The organism is Amycolatopsis sp. NPDC004747 (genome assembly GCF_053601335.1).
This window is the reverse complement of the sequence record NZ_JBSGBQ010000015.1, coordinates 180,980-196,927: the sequence shown is the minus strand read 5'-3', so window position 1 is coordinate 196,927 and position 15,948 is coordinate 180,980. Positions and strand designations below refer to the sequence as shown.

At 73.6% G+C, this 15,948-nt stretch carries 11 protein-coding genes; 8 read left to right on the top strand and 3 right to left on the bottom strand.

What is annotated here, in order from left to right:
* Positions 1 to 132: 132 nt before the first annotated feature.
* The gene (locus ACWEGE_RS24970) at positions 133 to 486 is read right to left on the bottom strand and encodes an STAS domain-containing protein (protein WP_449662864.1); all 354 of its coding nucleotides are present in this window, start codon (positions 484 to 486) and stop codon (positions 133 to 135) included.
* Positions 487 to 737: 251 nt separating this feature from the next.
* On the opposite strand from ACWEGE_RS24970, the gene ACWEGE_RS24965 reads away from it, so the two are divergent.
* From ACWEGE_RS24965 to ACWEGE_RS24930, 8 genes are all read left to right on the top strand, one after another.
* On the top strand, positions 738 to 2,246 hold the full coding sequence (locus ACWEGE_RS24965; protein WP_449662863.1) for an MFS transporter: 1,509 nt from the start codon (positions 738 to 740) through the stop codon (positions 2,244 to 2,246).
* 153 nt (positions 2,247 to 2,399) lie between these two features.
* Positions 2,400 to 5,678 carry a formate dehydrogenase gene (gene fdh / locus ACWEGE_RS24960; protein WP_449662862.1) on the top strand — a complete coding sequence of 1,093 codons (3,279 nt, stop codon included), beginning with the start codon at positions 2,400 to 2,402 and terminating at the stop codon, positions 5,676 to 5,678.
* Complete coding sequence (locus tag ACWEGE_RS24955) at positions 5,675 to 6,715, top strand: 4Fe-4S dicluster domain-containing protein (RefSeq protein ID WP_449662861.1); 1,041 nt, start codon at positions 5,675 to 5,677, stop codon at positions 6,713 to 6,715. The genes fdh and ACWEGE_RS24955 overlap by 4 nt, the downstream gene beginning before the upstream one ends.
* Positions 6,712 to 7,728 (top strand): NrfD/PsrC family molybdoenzyme membrane anchor subunit, encoded by a 1,017-nt coding sequence (gene nrfD / locus ACWEGE_RS24950; protein ID WP_449662860.1) that lies wholly within the window; start codon positions 6,712 to 6,714, stop codon positions 7,726 to 7,728. Before ACWEGE_RS24955 ends, nrfD begins: the two co-directional genes overlap by 4 nt.
* A 178-nt stretch (positions 7,729 to 7,906) precedes the next feature.
* Entirely contained in the window at positions 7,907 to 9,307 is a 1,401-nt protein-coding gene (locus ACWEGE_RS24945; RefSeq protein ID WP_449662859.1) for a serine/threonine-protein kinase, read from the top strand.
* A gap of 193 nt (positions 9,308 to 9,500) precedes the next feature.
* Positions 9,501 to 10,868, top strand: a complete 1,368-nt coding sequence (locus tag ACWEGE_RS24940; RefSeq protein ID WP_449662858.1) for a serine/threonine-protein kinase — start codon at positions 9,501 to 9,503, stop codon at positions 10,866 to 10,868.
* Between the two features lie 152 nt (positions 10,869 to 11,020).
* Complete coding sequence (locus ACWEGE_RS24935; RefSeq protein ID WP_449662857.1) at positions 11,021 to 12,070, top strand: LacI family DNA-binding transcriptional regulator; 1,050 nt, start codon at positions 11,021 to 11,023, stop codon at positions 12,068 to 12,070.
* Between the two features lie 96 nt (positions 12,071 to 12,166).
* A complete protein-coding gene (locus ACWEGE_RS24930) occupies positions 12,167 to 13,006 on the top strand; it encodes a protein kinase domain-containing protein (RefSeq protein ID WP_449662856.1) in 840 nt (279 codons plus the stop codon).
* 18 nt (positions 13,007 to 13,024) lie between these two features.
* Here ACWEGE_RS24930 and ACWEGE_RS24925 read toward each other — a convergent pair whose 3' ends face one another.
* Positions 13,025 to 14,131 carry a substrate-binding domain-containing protein gene (locus ACWEGE_RS24925; RefSeq protein ID WP_449662855.1) on the bottom strand — a complete coding sequence of 369 codons (1,107 nt, stop codon included), beginning with the start codon at positions 14,129 to 14,131 and terminating at the stop codon, positions 13,025 to 13,027.
* Positions 14,131 to 15,897 carry a heparinase gene (locus ACWEGE_RS24920; RefSeq protein ID WP_449662854.1) on the bottom strand — a complete coding sequence of 589 codons (1,767 nt, stop codon included), beginning with the start codon at positions 15,895 to 15,897 and terminating at the stop codon, positions 14,131 to 14,133. Before ACWEGE_RS24920 ends, ACWEGE_RS24925 begins: the two co-directional genes overlap by 1 nt.
* Between the last annotated feature and the right edge of the window lie 51 nt (positions 15,898 to 15,948).

Here is a 15,948-nt window from a genome sequence, read left to right as displayed (position 1 = left end):
GAAAGCCTCCTCCGCACCCGCCGACGCCAACCGGCCCTCCAAGTACGCAGCCCGACCCGCCAGGCACGCAAGCCGATCCTTTCCGCACCGGCGGCGACACCCAGCCCGACACACCCAGTCCGATGTGGACGGTCAGCTGTTCCACATCCGGGCGGTGAGCCGCAGGAACTCGCGGCCGTCGCCGGCGCCCAGCGCGGTGCCGCGGTCGGCGTAGACGTCCAGCACCCGGTCCGCCCCCGTCAGCCGCAGCGCCCGGCCCACCACCGCGTTGCCGCCGGTGACCACGCGGAGCCGGGCGTTCTGGGCGGCCGCGTGGTCGGTCACCGCGCTCAGCACGCGGACCCCCGCCGCGCCGAGGAAGTGCACGTCCGCCAGATCCAGCACGATCACCCGCGGCTCGGGACTGCCCGCCAGCGCGGCGGCCACCGCCCCCACGACGACCGGCACGGTCCCGGCGTCGAGCTCGCCGGTCAACGCCAGCAGCACCGGCTCACCGTGCGAGCACGAGACCCGCAATCGCCCCGTCGGGGAACCGGAGCACGCCACGCGAAAACACCTCATTCACGAGAAACCGGCACGAACAGGCATTGCGGCTCCTGCACGACCCGCTCGCGCGTCAGGGTAATGACGGTTTACGGCTGATCACAAGGGGTGACCACCCGAGTCGACCCGAACGTGTTTCGCCAGGGGAAGACGGGGGAAGTCACGCGGAGCGGTTTGCTCTCAAGGAGGTTGTCATGGCGGCAACACCCGATCCGGCGTCCGCCGGGGTGCGCACGCTCATCCCGGCACGCATCGACCGGCTGCCCTGGTCCCCGTTCCACACCCGGATGGTCGTCGCCCTCGGGGTGGCCTGGATCCTCGACGGCCTGGAGATCACGGTGGCCAGCGCGGTCGCCGACACCCTCACCAAACCCGAGACGCTGAACATGTCGTCGGCGGCGGTGGGGCTGCTGGCGACGATCTACCTCGCCGGCGAGGTGGTCGGGGCGCTGTTCTTCGGCAGCCTCTCCGACAAGCTCGGCCGGCGGAACCTGTTCATGCTGACCCTGGCCGTCTACCTCGTCGGCAGCGGCCTGACCGCGCTGACCCTGGGCAACGGCGCGGGCTGGGTCGTCTTCCTCTACGCCACCCGGTTCGTCGCCGGCATGGGCATCGGCGGTGAGTACGCGGCCATCAACTCGGCGATCGACGAGCTGATCCCGGCCCGCTACCGGGGCCGGGTGGACATCGCCGTCAACGGCACCTACTGGGCCGGCGCGGTGCTGGGGACGATCGGGACGTACATCCTGCTCAACCGGATGGACCTGTCGCTGGGCTGGCGGCTGGGCTTCCTCATCGGGCCGGTGCTCGGCCTGGTCATCCTGCTGGTCCGGCGGCACCTGCCGGAGAGCCCGCGGTGGCAGATCATGCACGGCAAGGCCGACGCCGCCGAAGAGTCGATCAAGCAGATCGAAGAAGAGGTCGAGCACGGCGGCCGCAGCCTGCCGCCGGTCGACGAGAAGAAGGCGATCGAGGTGACGCCCGCCGAGCAGATCGGGTACGTGGCCCTGGCCAGGGTGCTGTTCCGCGACTACCCGTCGAGGGCGGTGCTGGGCGCGTCGCTGATGATCAGCCAGTCGTTCCTGTACAACGCGATCTTCTTCACCTACACGCTGGTGCTCGGCAAGTTCTACGGGGTTTCTTCGGCGGCGACGCCGATCTACCTGATCGCCTTCGCGGTGGGCAACCTGGTCGGGCCGTTCACCATCGGGCACCTGTTCGACACCCTCGGCAGGCGCAAGATGATCTCCGGCACGTACGTCGTGTCGGGCGTCCTGCTCGCGATCACGGCGGTGCTGTTCTACGCGGGCGCGCTCAACGCGATCACGCAGACGATCGCGTGGTGCGTGATCTTCTTCTTCGCCTCCGCCGGCGCGAGCGCGGGCTACCTGACGGTGAGCGAGATCTTCCCGCTGGAGGTCCGGGCCAAGGCGATCGCGGTGTTCTTCGCGATCGCGCAGTGCTTCGGCGCGCTGGGCCCGGTGATCTACGGCGCCCTGATCGGCACCGGCGAGCACCCGGTCCGCCTGTTCATCGGCTACCTGCTGGGCGCGGCGGTGATGATCGCGGGCGGCCTGGTGGCCCGGTTCCTGGCGGTCGACGCGGAGGGCAAGTCCCTGGAGGACATCGCCCAGCCGCTGGCCGCCGCCGGCCGCCGCGGCCGCACCCGTGCCGAAGGCGCCTCCTCGCCGTTCTCGACCTGACCCCCGCCGGCCCGGCCCGCGCGCCCCAAGGCGGCCTTGGGTGCGTCCCACGCACCGAAGGCCACCTTGGGGCGCATCGGAGGCCGGATCGGCCGAGCCGGTTTAGGCTGCGGGGACCGCGGGTAGCCGGGCGTGACGCGAGCGGGAGGTGCCATGGGACCACGGAAGTGGCTCGAGCTGTGGCCCGTCTACCGCCAGCTCACCGGCACCGACCCGCTCGGCCGCGGCAAGGCCGCCGAGTCGCCGCGTTCCGAGGCGCTCGCGCCGCGCACCGCGAGCGCCGACCGGGTGGCCAGGTCGGTCTGCCCCTACTGCGCCGTCGGCTGCGGGCAGCAGGTCTTCGTGAAGGACGAAAAGGTCGTCCAGATCGAGGGTGACCCGCACAGCCCGATCTCCCGCGGCCGGCTCTGCCCCAAGGGCTCGGCGAGCAAGCAGCTGGTCACCGGCCCGCAGCGGGAGCAGAAGGTCCGCTACCGCGCGCCGTACGCCACCGAGTGGACCGAGCTGGACCTCGGCACGGCCATGGAGATGGTCGCCGACCGCGTGCTCGACGCCCGCCGGAAGGGCTGGCAGGACACCGACGACGACGGGAAGCCGCTGCGCCGCACGATGGGCCTCGCCAGCCTCGGCGGCGCCACCCTGGACAACGAAGAGAACTACCTGATCAAGAAGCTCTTCACGGCGCTGGGCGCCATCCAGATCGAGAACCAGGCTCGTATTTGACACTCCGCCACGGTTCCCGGTCTGGGGACCTCCTTCGGTCGCGGTGGCGCGACGGACTACCAGCAGGACCTGCAGAACTCCGACTGTGTCGTCATCATGGGCTCGAACATGGCCGAGGCGCACCCGGTGGGGTTCCAGTGGGTGATGGAGGCGAAGGCCCGCGGGGCCGAGGTGTTCCACATCGACCCGCGCTTCACCCGCACGAGCGCGCTGGCCGACGCCCACGTCCCGCTGCGGGCCGGCACCGACATCGCGTTCCTCGGCGGGGTGATCAACCACATCCTGAGCAACGACCTGGACTTCCGGGAGTACGTGGTCGCCTACACCAACGCCTCCTTCCTGGTGTCCGAGGACTTCCGCGACACCGAGGACCTCGACGGCCTGTTCAGCGGCTACGACGAGGCGAAGGCCGCCTACGACCCGGCCACCTGGCACTACGAGAGCGTGCGGCCGAAGGAGACCCCGCACGGCAAGGAGACGTCGGCGTCCGACCAGCACGGCTCGGGCGGCCCGGTGCTGGAAGGCGGCAGCGAGGAGATCACCGCCGACCCGACGCTGCAGCACCCGCGCTGCGTGTTCCAGATCCTCAAGCGCCACTTCGCCCGCTACACCCCGGAGATGGTCGAGGCGACCTGCGGGACGCCCAAGGAGCTCTTCCAGCGGGTCTGTGCCGCCTGGACGCGCAACTCGGGCCGGGAACGCACCGCCGCGCTCGTCTACAGCGTCGGCTGGACGCAACACAGCGTCGGCGCCCAGTACATCCGGGCGGGCTCGATCATCCAGCTGCTGCTCGGCAACATCGGCCGACCGGGCGGCGGGGTGTTCGCGCTGCGCGGGCACGCCAGCATCCAGGGCTCGACCGACATCCCGACGCTGTTCAACCTGCTGCCCGGCTACCTGCCGATGCCGACCCCCGAGCAGGCCACCCTCGACGACTACCTCGAGAGCGTCCGCGGTGACAAGCAGAAGGGCTTCTGGCGCAACGCCGACGCCTACACCGTGTCGCTGCTCAAGGAGTACTGGGGCGAGAAAGCCACTGCCGACAACGGCTTCTGCTTCGACTACCTGCCGCGGATCGACGGCGACCACGGCACCTACCGCACGGTCATGGACATGGTCGACGGCAAGGTGTCCGGCTACTTCCTGCTCGGGCAGAACCCCGCCGTCGGGTCGGCGCACGGCCGGCTGCAGCGGCTCGGCATGGCCAACCTCGACTGGCTCGTCGTCCGGGACCTGACGATGATCGAGAGCGCCACGTTCTGGAAGGACGCGCCGGAGATCGAGACCGGCGAGATCGTGCCGGAGCAGTGCCGCACCGAGGTGTTCTTCTTCCCCGCCGCCTCGCACGTCGAGAAGGAAGGCACGTTCACCCAGACCCAGCGCATGCTGCAGTGGCGCGAAAAGGCCGTCGAACCGGCCGGGGACCAGCGGTCCGAGCTGTGGTTCTTCCACCACCTGGGCCGCCTGGTCCGGGAACGGCTGGCGGGCTCGGAAGACGAGCGGGACCGGCCGGTGCTCGACCTCGCCTGGGACTACGCGGTGCACGGTGACGAGCCGTCCGCCGAGGACGTGCTGCGGCGGATCAGCGGCCAGGACCTGACCACCGGCAAGGAGGTCGGCGGCTACCTCGAGCTCAAGGCCGACGGCACCACCTCCTGCGGGTGCTGGATCTACAGCGGCGTCTACGCCGACGGCGTCAACCAGGCCGCCCGCCGCAAGTCCCGGTTCGAGCAGGACCTCTACGCCCTGGAGTGGGGCTGGGTGTGGCCGCTGAACCGGCGGGTGCTCTACAACCGCGCCTCCGCCGACCCGCAGGGACGGCCGTGGAGCGAGCGCAAGGCCCTGATCTGGTGGGACGCCGAGCGCGGCGAATGGACCGGCCACGACGTCCCCGACTTCGAGAAGACCAAGCCGCCGGACCACGTCCCGCCGCCGGACGCCGTCGGCCCGGACGCGCTGCGCGGCGACGACCCGTTCGTCATGCAGTCGGACGGCAAGGCGTGGCTGTTCGCGCCGAACGGGCTGGCCGACGGACCGCTGCCGGCGCACTACGAGCCGCACGAATCGCCGTTCCGGAACCCGTTCTACACGCAGCAGGGGAATCCGACGCGGAAGGTCTACGGCCGCCGCGACAACCCGTCGCACCCGTCGCCGCCCGAGACCGGCGGCGAGGTTTTCCCGTTCGTGTTCACCGCCGCGCGGCTCACCGAGCACCACACCGCGGGCGGGATGAGCCGGACCCTGCCGTACCTCTCGGAGCTGCAGCCGGACCTGTTCGTCGAGGTCTCCCCCGAGCTCGCGAAGCTGCGCGGGCTGGCGCACCTGGGCTGGGCGCACGTGATCACCGCGCGGGCCGCGGTCGAGGCGCGGGTGTTCGTCACCGACCGGATGGCACCGCTGCGGGTGCAGGACCGGGTCGTGCACCAGGTGTGGATGCCCTACCACTGGGGCAGTTCCGGGCTGGTGTCCCGGGACGTGGTGAACGACCTGCTCGGCGTGGTGCTGGACCCGAACGTCTTCATCCAGGAGAGCAAGGTCGCCACCTGCGACGTCCGGCCCGGGCGGCGGCCGCGCGGTGCCGGGCTGCTCGCGCTGCTCGCGGAGTACCGCACGCGGGCGGGCATCACGCCCGAAACGGGCACGCAGGTGGCGACTGTGCACGACACCGAGCACGTCGAACCCGGCCACGGCACGGAGGACGGACCATGAGCATCGAGAACCGGCTTTCCGGGCCGCTGCCGGACGTCGCCGCCGAGGCCGGGCACACCGGGCACCCGCCGCGCGTCGGGTTCTTCACCGACACGTCGGTGTGCATCGGCTGCAAGGCCTGCGAAGTCGCCTGCAAGGAGTGGAACAACGTCCCCGAAGACGGGCTCGACCTGCTCGGGATGTCGTTCGACAACACCGGCGCGCTCGGCGCGAACTCGTGGCGGCACGTGGCCTTCATCGAGCAGCAGCGCCCGCTCGGCGCGCAGTCCCCGGGCCTCGACGGGCTGCCGACCGGACCGTCGGCGATCGACGTGACGACCGCGTTCGTCGCCGACGAGCTGCGGCAGGCCCCGCGCGGCGGCGGCGAGCTGGGCACCTCTCCCCTGCCACGGGCGCCGGAGGACCTCGGGATGCCGTCGTTCGACCTGCCGGGCGGGAAGACCGGCGCCGAGGGCCGCACCGACTTCCGCTGGCTGATGGCCTCGGACGTGTGCAAGCACTGCACCCACGCGGGCTGCCTCGACGTCTGCCCGACCGGGGCGCTGTTCCGCACCGAGTTCGGCACGGTGGTGGTCCAGCAGGACATCTGCAACGGCTGCGGCTACTGCGTTTCCGGCTGCCCGTACGGGGTGATCGACCGCCGTCCGGACGACGGCCGGGCGCAGAAGTGCACGCTCTGCTACGACCGGCTCCACGACGGCCTCGAGCCGGCGTGCGCCAAGGCCTGCCCGACCGACTCGATCCAGTTCGGCGAGCTGGACGAGCTGCGCGAGCGGGCCGCGCGCCGGGTTGGGCAGCTGCACGAGCGGGGCGTGCCCGAGGCCCGGCTTTACGGCCACGACCCGGAAGACGGCGTCGGTGGCGGCGGCGCGTTCTTCCTGCTGCTGGACGAGCCCGAGGTCTACGGGCTGCCGCCGGACCCGGTGGTGCCGACCCGCGAGCTGCCCGCGATGTGGAAGTACGCCGGGATGGCGGCCTCGGCGCTGCTCGCCGCCGCGGTCGCGTCGTTCGGTGGGTTCGGAAGGCGGCGCCGGTGACCCCGCGCGAACCCCGCAGCGACGCCGGAGCCGCCGACACCCGCGCCCGCGTCTTCGGCGGCCGCCGCAGGCGCGGCGGTTCCGGGGAAGAGCTGATGGTGCCGCGCGCCGACTTCCGGTCCTACTACGGGCGGCCGGTCCTCAAGCCGCCGGTGTGGGAGTGGAAGGTCCCCGCCTACCTGTTCACCGGCGGGCTCGCCGCGGGCACGTCGCTGCTGGCCGCCGGGGCCGATCTCACCGGGCGGCCCGCACTCCGCCGGGTGGGCCGGACGGGTTCGCTGGCGGCCCTGGTCGCCAGCGTCTACCTGCTGGTCGCCGACCTCGGGCGGCCGGAACGGTTCCACCACATGCTGCGCGTCGCGAAGCCGACGTCGCCGATGAGCGTGGGCACCTGGATCCTGAGCGCCTTCGGCCCCGGGATGGGTGTCGCGGCGGCCGCCGAGGTGCTGCCCGCCGGGCTGCGGCGCTCGCTGCCCGGGCGGGTGCTGCGCGCGGTGGCCCGGCCGGCCGGGTTGTCGTCGGCGGTCGTCGCGCCGGCCGTGGCGTCCTACACGGCCGTGCTCCTTTCGCAGACGGCGGTGCCGGCCTGGCACGAGGCCCACGCGGAACTGCCGTTCGTGTTCACCGGCTCGGCGGCGGCCAGCTCGGGCGGCTTCGCGATGGCGCTGGTCCCGGTCGAGGAGGCCGGCCCGGCCCGGGCGCTGGCGGCCGCCGGCGCGGTGACCGAACTGGTGGCGTCGAAGGTGCTGGAGAAGCGGCTCGGCCTCACGGCGGAGGCGTACACGACGGGCAAGGCGCACCGGCTGCGGAAGTGGTCGGAACGCCTGACCGCGGCCGGGCTGCTCGGCGCGCTGGCCGGGCACCGCAGCCGCGCGGTGTCGGTGGCCGCCGGGGCCGCCCTGTTCGCCGGGAGTGCGTTGCAGCGCTTCGGCGTTTTCGAAGCGGGCGTCGAGTCCACAAAGGACCCCAAGTACGTCGTCGTGCCGCAGCGGCAGCGCGTGGACCGGCCGTGACGAGCGTTCGCCGCCGCGGCCGAATTCGTCGAACCCGGACACCCGCGCGGCGAATTACCGGAATGCGGCCCGGTGATCCGGATAACGGTTCGGAGATCCAGTCGGTCCCGAAGCCCCACCGCACGTCCGACTTCTGCTAAAAAGTGCATCGGTTTCGTCGATCGACGCAGGGGTACGGGTGGCTTTCGAGGAACAGCTCGTCAACGGGCGGTACCGGCTACTGGGGCACCTCGGCCGCGGCGCGATGAGCCTGGTGTGGCGGGCCAAGGACGAGCGGCTGGACCGCGTCGTGGCCGTCAAGCAGTTCCTGCACGAGCCGGGCGGGGGCGGTGACGTCTGCGAGCGGGCGATCCGGGAGGCGCGGCTGGCTTCGCGCCTGCGGCACCCGCACGCCGTCGCGGTGTACGACGTCTTCGAGGACGCCGGCTCGATGTACCTGGTGATGGAGTACGTGCCCGCCCGATCGCTGACCGAGCTCCTCGTCACCCGCGGGCCGCTGCCGCGGTGCGACGTGCTGCGGCTCGGGCGGCAGGTCGGCGCGGCACTGGCCGCCGCGCACGGCGACTGGATCCTGCACCGGGACGTCACGCCCAACAACGTGCTCGTCACCGACGACGGCACCGCCCGGATCACCGACTTCGGCGTGTCGCGCACGCTGGGCGAGCACCCGGCCGCGGACGACGGCGTCGTCGTCGGCACGCTCCCCTACCTGGCCCCGGAAGTCGCCCGGGGCGGCGAAGCGGGCCTGCCGTCCGACGTCTACTCACTCGGCGCCACGCTCTACACCGCGCTGGAGGGCACGCCGCCGTTCGGCACCGGCGACGACCCGATCGCCCTGCTCCGGCGGATCACCGAAAACCAGCTCACCCCGCCGGAGCACGGCGGCCCGCTGACCGCCGTGCTGATGCGGATGCTCGAACGCGACCCGGCCGCGCGCCCCACGATGCAGGAGGCGGTGGACCTGCTGGCCGCCGTCGGCAAGCCGCCCCCGGACGCCGTGCCCCGCCGGTCCCGGCTCCGCCGCGCCGCCGTGACCGGGGCCGCCGCGTGCCTGACGTCGGTGAGCGTGGCGGCCGGGCTCGCCCTCGCCGACCGGCCCGGGACCACCACCGCGGCCCCCGTCGAGCACCCGCCGTCGACGGTCACCGCCGACCACACGGTCAGCAGCACCACCACGGCGCCCGCGCCGGCGCCCGCTCGCGTGTCCGAAGGATCGGGGCGGCGCACCACGCCGCCCGCACCACCCGCTCCGCTCGGCGACACCGCCGGGTGCACCGCGCGCTACGAGATCACGAACGCCTGGCCGGGCGGTTACCAGGTGCAGGTGACCGTGCACAACGACCGGCCGAGGCGGCTCATCGCCTGGGCGGTGACCTGGGTGCAGCCCGGCGGGGCCAGCATCCGGGACCTCTGGAACGGCACCCTGCGCCAGGTCGGCTCGGCGGTGACCGTCACCGACGCGGGCTGGAACGCCCTCGTCGAGCCGGACGGTTCGGCTTCGTTCGGGCTCAACCAGGACGTCACCTCCGGCCGCGCGGTCGTCCCGGCCCTCCCGGTCGTCAACTGCCGATCGAACTGAACCGTTATCGTTCCGACACATCCGGATCGCCATTTCTTCCGTAGCGGCCGTTTTCGTTTCCGGCATCCGGAACGAATACGTCGAACACATTTCCGGCCCCCACCCAGGTGAGTGAATTGGTCCGACGGGCCGAACTGCGCGCCGGAACCGGCCGTGTTCCCCGGTGACGGAGACGACGGAGGGGAGCGCGCCCGTGCGCGAAGGGGCAGTGATCGCCGGCCGGTACCGCGTGCTCGGCCGGGCGGGACACGGCGCGATGGGGACCGTGTGGCGGGCGAAGGACGAGCGGCTCGACCGCCTGGTCGCGATCAAGCAGCTCTTCCCCGACTCCCCCGCCGATCCGGACGCGGCGGAGCGCACGCGCGAGCGCACGATCCGGGAGGCCCGGGTCACCGCCCGGCTGCGCCACCCGCACGCCGTCGTCGTCCACGACGTCGTCGAGCAGGGCACCGCGGCCTACATCACGATGGAGTACCTGCCGGCCCGCACGCTGACCGACCTGCTGGAAGAGCACGGCCCGCTGGTGCCGGAGTACGTGGCCGAGCTCGGCGCGCAGCTCGCCTCGGCACTGGCCGCGGCGCACGCGGAAGGCGTGGTGCACCGCGACATCAGCCCCAACAACGTCCTGGTCACCCCGGACGGCTCGGCGAAGATCACCGACTTCGGCGTGGCCCACGCCCGCGGGGAGGGCACCGCCACCGGCCGCGGGCTGGTCGTCGGCACGCCGGCCTACCTGGCCCCGGAAGTCGCGGAGGGCGAAGAACCCGGCTTCCCGTCCGACGTCTACTCGCTCGGGGCGACGCTCTACACCGCGCTCGAAGGGCGGCCGCCGTCCGGCACCGACGAAAACCAGCTGGCCCTGCTCAAACGGGTCGGCGCCGGCACCATCACCCCGCCCGTCACCAGCGGCCCGGTCACCGACACCGTCCTCCGGCTGCTCCACCGGGATCCCGCCGCCCGCCCCGCGATGGCCGGGGCGGCCCGGCTGCTGACCCGAGCCACCGCGCCCGGCCTGGTCCCGGTGGCGGTCCCGGCGAACAACGCGCCCCCGCCGGTCCGCCCCCGCCGCCGCTCCCGGGTGGTCTTCGCCGGAACGGCACTGGCGCTGACGGCGGCCGCGGTCGTGGCGGCGACGTCGCTCCCGCCGGGCCGGGAGCCCACGAGCGCGGCGGCCCAGCTCGCTTCGGCACCGTCCAAGACGCCGTCCACGACACCGTCCACCAGCCAGCGCCCGTCCCGGGCCGCCGGCCCCGCGGCCTGCGCCGCGCGCTACCAGGTGGTGGAGTCGTGGAACGGCGGTTTCAAGGGGCTGGTGACCGTGCGCAACAGCGGGCGGGCCGAGGTCACCGGGTGGACGGTCAGCTGGACGAACCCGGCCGGGACGAGCGTCGACGACCTCTGGAACGGCAGGCTGGTGCGGACCGGCGCCACCCCGGCGATCGCGAACGCCGAGTGGAATGCCGTGCTGCAGCCGGGCGAATCGACCACCTTCGGCTTCATCGCCCTGGCCCGCGGCGGCAACCGCGGGCTGCCGGTGACCGACTGCCGCCCCGGGGAATGAATCGGCGCCCGGCGCGTTTCCCCGCCTCCGACGAAGGTGGCTTGACCAGCGGTGAGAAGCGGCATTAAGGTCGACCTCCACCGCTTCCTGTTAGCGCTAACTTCCGGCCGGACAACGGATCGGACAATGGTTCTCGAGAAAGTCCTCACGAAATGACGAATTTCCGCGACGTGGCGGACGAGCCGTCCGCCGGCGGCCGCGGCGCGGTGACGATCACCGACGTGGCGAACGCGGCCGGTGTCTCGGCGAGCACCGTGTCCTACGTGATCACCGGGAAGCGGACGATCTCCGCGGCCACCCGGCGCCGGGTCGAGGAAACCATCCGCGCCCTCGGCTACCGGCGCCGCGGCGGGTCGCCGTCGCCCCGCGCCGGCGTCCTCGCGGTGGCGGTGCCGCCGCTGGGCGACCGGCAGCTGGGCATGGAGATGGAGTTCTTCTCCGCCGCCGCGGGCGCGGCCCGCAAGCTCGGCTTCGACCTGCTGCTGGTCACCGACGACGAAGGCACCTCGGGCCTGCACCGGGTGACTTCGGCCGCGCTGGCCGACGCGGTGATCGTGCTGGACGCCGGCGACGACGACCCGCGCGTGCCCGTCCTGCTGGCCTCCGGCCGCCCCGCGGTGCTGGTCGGCCCGCCCGGGCAGCAGCGCGGGCTGGCCTCGGTGGCACTCGACTTCACCCCGGCCGGCCGGGCCTGTCTCACCCACCTCGCCGACCTCGGCCACCGGTCGGTCGCCCACCTCGAGCCGTCGGCCGAGCTGCCCGGTCCCCGCCTCCGGTACCTGAAGGGGTTCGTCGAGAGCTTCCGCGCCGCCGCCGGCGAGCGCGGCGTGAAAGCGATTTCTCAGCCTTGCCCGCCCACCGCCGAAGACGTCGCCCGCGGCCTGGACGCGCTGCTCGCCGAGGACGGCCCGACCGCGCTGGTCGTCCACGACGAAGCCACCCTCCCGCTGGTCACGAGCGCGCTCCGGCAACGCGGGCGGCAGGTTCCCGGCGACGTCTCCGTCGTCGCGATCTGCTCGGGCACCGTGGCGGGGCAGCAGCGGATCCGGCCGACCGCGGTGGTGATCCCGGCGGCCGAGCTGGGGAGCCTGTCCGTCCAGCGGGCGGTGCGCCAGCTCGACGGCGGACCGGCCGCCGAGCCCGCCGTGGTGGTCCCGGCGTTCGTCACCGGGGAAAGCACCGCGGCGCCGTCCGGCGGATGAAAATTCCCCGGCGATCGGCGCTGCCCGCCGAACCTGGTGCCGGTGGCGGCCGTATTCCCCTTGAGAGGGGCCGTCGACGGCGATGAGGGGATACCGGTGGCAGCGAAGAAGGGCCTATTGGCCGGGCGGTACCGCCTGCTCGAACCGGCCGGTGCCACGGCGTGGCGGGCCAAGGACGAACTGCTGGACCGGTTCGTCGTCGTCGAACGGCGGCCGCCGGGGTGCCCGTTCGACGCGGCCCATTCCGACCGCGTCCGGGCCAAGGCGATCCGCGACGCGCGCGCGGCCGTCCGCCTGCACCACCCGCACGTCCTGGTGGTGCACGACGTCTTCGAGCACGACCTGACGCCGTACGTGGTGACCGAGGACCTGACGGCAGGCTCCTTGACCGAGCTGGTCACGCGGCGCGGGAGCCTGCCGCCGGACCGGGTCGCGGCGCTCGGCGCGCAGCTGGCTTCGGCGCTGGCGGCCGCGCACGCCGCGGGCGTCCTCCACCGCGGGTTCGGTCCGGACCAGGTGCTGCTCACCGCGGACGGGACGGCCAAGATCGCCGGCTTCGGGCTGGGCACCGGCGGTTTCCCCGCCCCGGAGGTGGCCGGCGGCACGAGCCCGGGGTGTTCCTCGGACGTCTATGCCCTGGGCGCCACCCTGTACTTCGCCCTCGAAGGGCGAGCGCCGGGCACCGCCGTCCCGCCACGCCACCACGGCCCGCTCCTCGACGCCCTGCTGGCGCTGGTCCGCCCGGAGCCGGCGGCCCGGCCGTCGATGGCCGACGCCGAACGCGCGCTCACCGGCCTCACGGTGTCCCGTCCCCCGGTCCCCGCTCGCCGCGACCGGTCACCGGCCCGTTTCCTGGTGACGGGCACGGTTCTCGTCGTCGCCCTCGGCACCGCCGTGACGACCCGAGCGGCCCTGCGCCGCCTCGCGGTTTCCTGACGCTGTCGGGCACCGGCGTCACCCGAGCGCGGTGACTCCGGCGCTCCCGCACGATTCGCGCACCACGAGCGTCGGCCAGAGCTGGAGGCGGTGGACGGGCCGCCCGATCGCGTCGGCGAGGCGGGCCAGCGCGAGTTCGGCCGCCACCGCGCCGAGCCGGTGCTTCTGCGGGCAGACCGCGGTCAGCGGCGGGTCGGACGCCGCCGCGACCTCGTCGTCGTAGGAGACCACCGCCAGCTCGCCGGGCACCGCGACGCCGCCGTCGCGGGCCCGCTCGATCAGGCCGATGGCTTCCCGGTCGGCGTGCACCACCAGGGCGCGGACGCCGGCCCGGCGGCAGCGCTCCAGCAGGGCGTCGTATTCGCCGGCCCAGCCCGGGGAACCGTAGACCGGCACGTCGAGGTCCGGCGACGTGCCCGCGTCCAGGCCGAGCGAGCCGATCGTCTCCCGCCAGCCGGTGCGCAGCGCCCGGCTGGTCGGGCTGGTCCGGGACGTCACCAGCCCGACCCCGCGGTGCCCGAGGGAAACCAGGTGCCGGACGGCCAGTCCCGCGCCGAGCGCGTGCGCCGTGGTGGCCGCGTCCAGGGCGAGGGTGGGCAGCTCCGGCGGCGGCAGGCGCTCGACGAGCACCACCGGGACGCTCAGCGAACCCAGCCAGCGCAACAGGTCCAGCGCACCGCGCCCGCTGGTGGCCGGGGCGGCCAGCACCGTCTGCACGCCGCGTTCGAGGAGCTTCGTGACCTGGCGGCGGTCCTCGGCCGCGTCGTAGCTCGACGCGCGCAGGACGAGCCGTCCGCCCGCGGCGGCCACCGTGGCCTGCGCCCCTTGGACCACCGTGGGCCAGTAGTACTCGACCGACGGCACCACCATGCCGACCAGCGCGCCGTGCGTGGCCGGGCCGAACACCGAAGCGGCGCGCCCGGGCTCGGGGTGGCCGCCGCGGGGCCGGGTCAGCGTGACGCCGCCGTGCACCCGCGTCAGCAGGCCGCGGTCGGCCAGCTCGGTGACGTCCCGGCGCACGGTGACGGCGGTGACGCCCAGCCGCTCGACGAGCTCGGCGAGCCGGACGGCGCCCTGCTCGCGCACCAGGGAAAGGATCAGCCGGTGCCGTTCGGAGGCGAGCATCACCGGACCTGCTCCAGCCGGACCCGCGCCGGCCCCTCGCGCACCAGCAGGGTGAGCCGGGTGAGGTGCTCGCCCCAGGACGCCCGCAGCAGCGGGTCGTCCAGCGGCCGCCGCTCGAGTTCCGCGGTGGTGTGCCGGGCGTCCCAGGTCAGCCGCACCCGCACGCCGTCCCGCGCCACCACCGCTTCGCCGTCCCCCAGCTCGACCTCGCCCGCCAGGACGTGCCGGAGCCGGACCGGCCGGACGGAGTCGTCGTCCTCCACCACGACCCGGGCGTGCGGGACGCGGACCAGCCGCACGGACCGGATCCAGCGCGCGATCCCCGGGTACGCCCCGGCGAGGTCCGCGGTGAGCGTGGCGGCCTCCGCGGTCAGGGTCACCCGGACGTCCCGGGCTCCGGACGCTTCGCCTGGCGCCTGCGTCACCCCCGGCTCGGGCACGTTGTGCCATTCGCTGCGCAGCGGCCAGGCCCGGTAGCGGTCCGGCCCGAAGCTGGCCGCGGTGTAGGTCGGCTGGCCGACGTCGGCCACCACGGGCACCCCGTCGGCCGCCACCCAGTAGGAGCCCACGTCGAGGTGGTTGTGCCGTTCCCCGTTGTGCCCCGCCTTCGCCGCCACGGTCAACCCGCGGAAGGTCCCCGCGCGCTCCCGCGCCACGAGCACCTGCACCCGTGGCAGCCACTCCTCGCGGGCCGGCCAGGTGGGCTCGGGTTCGGTCGCCACGGCCCTCCGCCAGTCCGGGTCCGCCAGGCCGGACAGTGCGCGGCCGAGCCCGGCCGACGGCCACACGAGCCGTCCGCCCGCCCGCGCCCGGCTCACCGCGTGCGCCCGGACGTCGTCGTCGCCGAACCGCTCGCCCCACCGGTGAAGGACGTGCCACGGCTGGGCCGGCGAGAGGCGGGCCGGGGCGTCTCCGGCGTTGACGTAGGCGTCGCCGCCCAGGTGCATCCGGTGCGGGAAGCGGATCAGCTCGGGCAGCACGGGCAGATCTCCCGAGCCGGCCAGCAGGTCGAGGCACTCCAGCAGGCGGCAGGCGCCGTGCCACCAGTAGGCGACGCCTTCGTCGATGCCCCCGTCGTCGGGCAGCACGGCGACGTAGTGGCCGAGGCCTTCGACGACCAGCCGCACCAGCCGCCGTCGCCGCTCTTCGTCGTCGACGAGCAGGAGCGCGGCCGTGAGGACGCCGGAGTGGATCCACGGGTTCCAGTTGTGCGCGTCGCCGTCGAGGCCGAGCCAGTGCCAGTCGCGGACGCGCTCGAACGGCGTCAGCACGCGGACGTCGACCTCGCGCCGCAACCGTCTGCGCAGCCCCGGTGCCCGGAGGTCGAGGTGCGGGCCCAGCACGTGGTCGGCCCAGGCGAACAGGGACGCGACCTCGGCCGCGCCCAGGTCGAGGAACGGGTCGTCGGGGTCGGCCAGCACCTCGCCGCGGCCGGCCGCGTGCCGGTCGTGGGGTGCCCAGCACCACGTGGTCGCCTCGGCGAGCGCGACCAGCCCGTCGATCGCGCCGTCCAGGAACGGCGTGCCCTCCGGCGGTTTCTCCCCGGTCAGCACCGCACCGAGCACCAGCAGCGTGCCGCGGTCACGCAGTTCGCGGGCGGCGTCTTCGTACTCGGTGCGCACACCGTCGCGGAACGTCCTGGCCCACGCCGTCGCCGTCAGGACCGGTGCCGGGCGCGCGAGCACGGCCTCGGCTTCGGCGAGGATCGCGGCGCCGTCCACGGCGTCCCAGAGCGTCCGGTCGCGCACGTCGGGGAGCCGCACCATTGCCGCCCTTCGGTTCCGATCGTTTGTGATCGGTTTTGTCGTGAAATGTTG

What these genes read in the sequence shown, in the direction of transcription:
- ACWEGE_RS24965 (WP_449662863.1), top strand. Translation starts at nt 738, where the DNA reads ATGGCGGCAACACCCGATCCGGCGTCCGCCGGGGTGCGCACGCTCATC.
- ACWEGE_RS24955 (WP_449662861.1), top strand. Translation starts at nt 5,675, where the DNA reads ATGAGCATCGAGAACCGGCTTTCCGGGCCGCTGCCGGACGTCGCCGCC.
- ACWEGE_RS24935 (WP_449662857.1), top strand. Translation starts at nt 11,021, where the DNA reads ATGACGAATTTCCGCGACGTGGCGGACGAGCCGTCCGCCGGCGGCCGC.
- ACWEGE_RS24925 (WP_449662855.1), bottom strand. Translation starts at nt 14,131, where the DNA reads ATGCTCGCCTCCGAACGGCACCGGCTGATCCTTTCCCTGGTGCGCGAG.
- ACWEGE_RS24920 (WP_449662854.1), bottom strand. Translation starts at nt 15,897, where the DNA reads ATGGTGCGGCTCCCCGACGTGCGCGACCGGACGCTCTGGGACGCCGTG.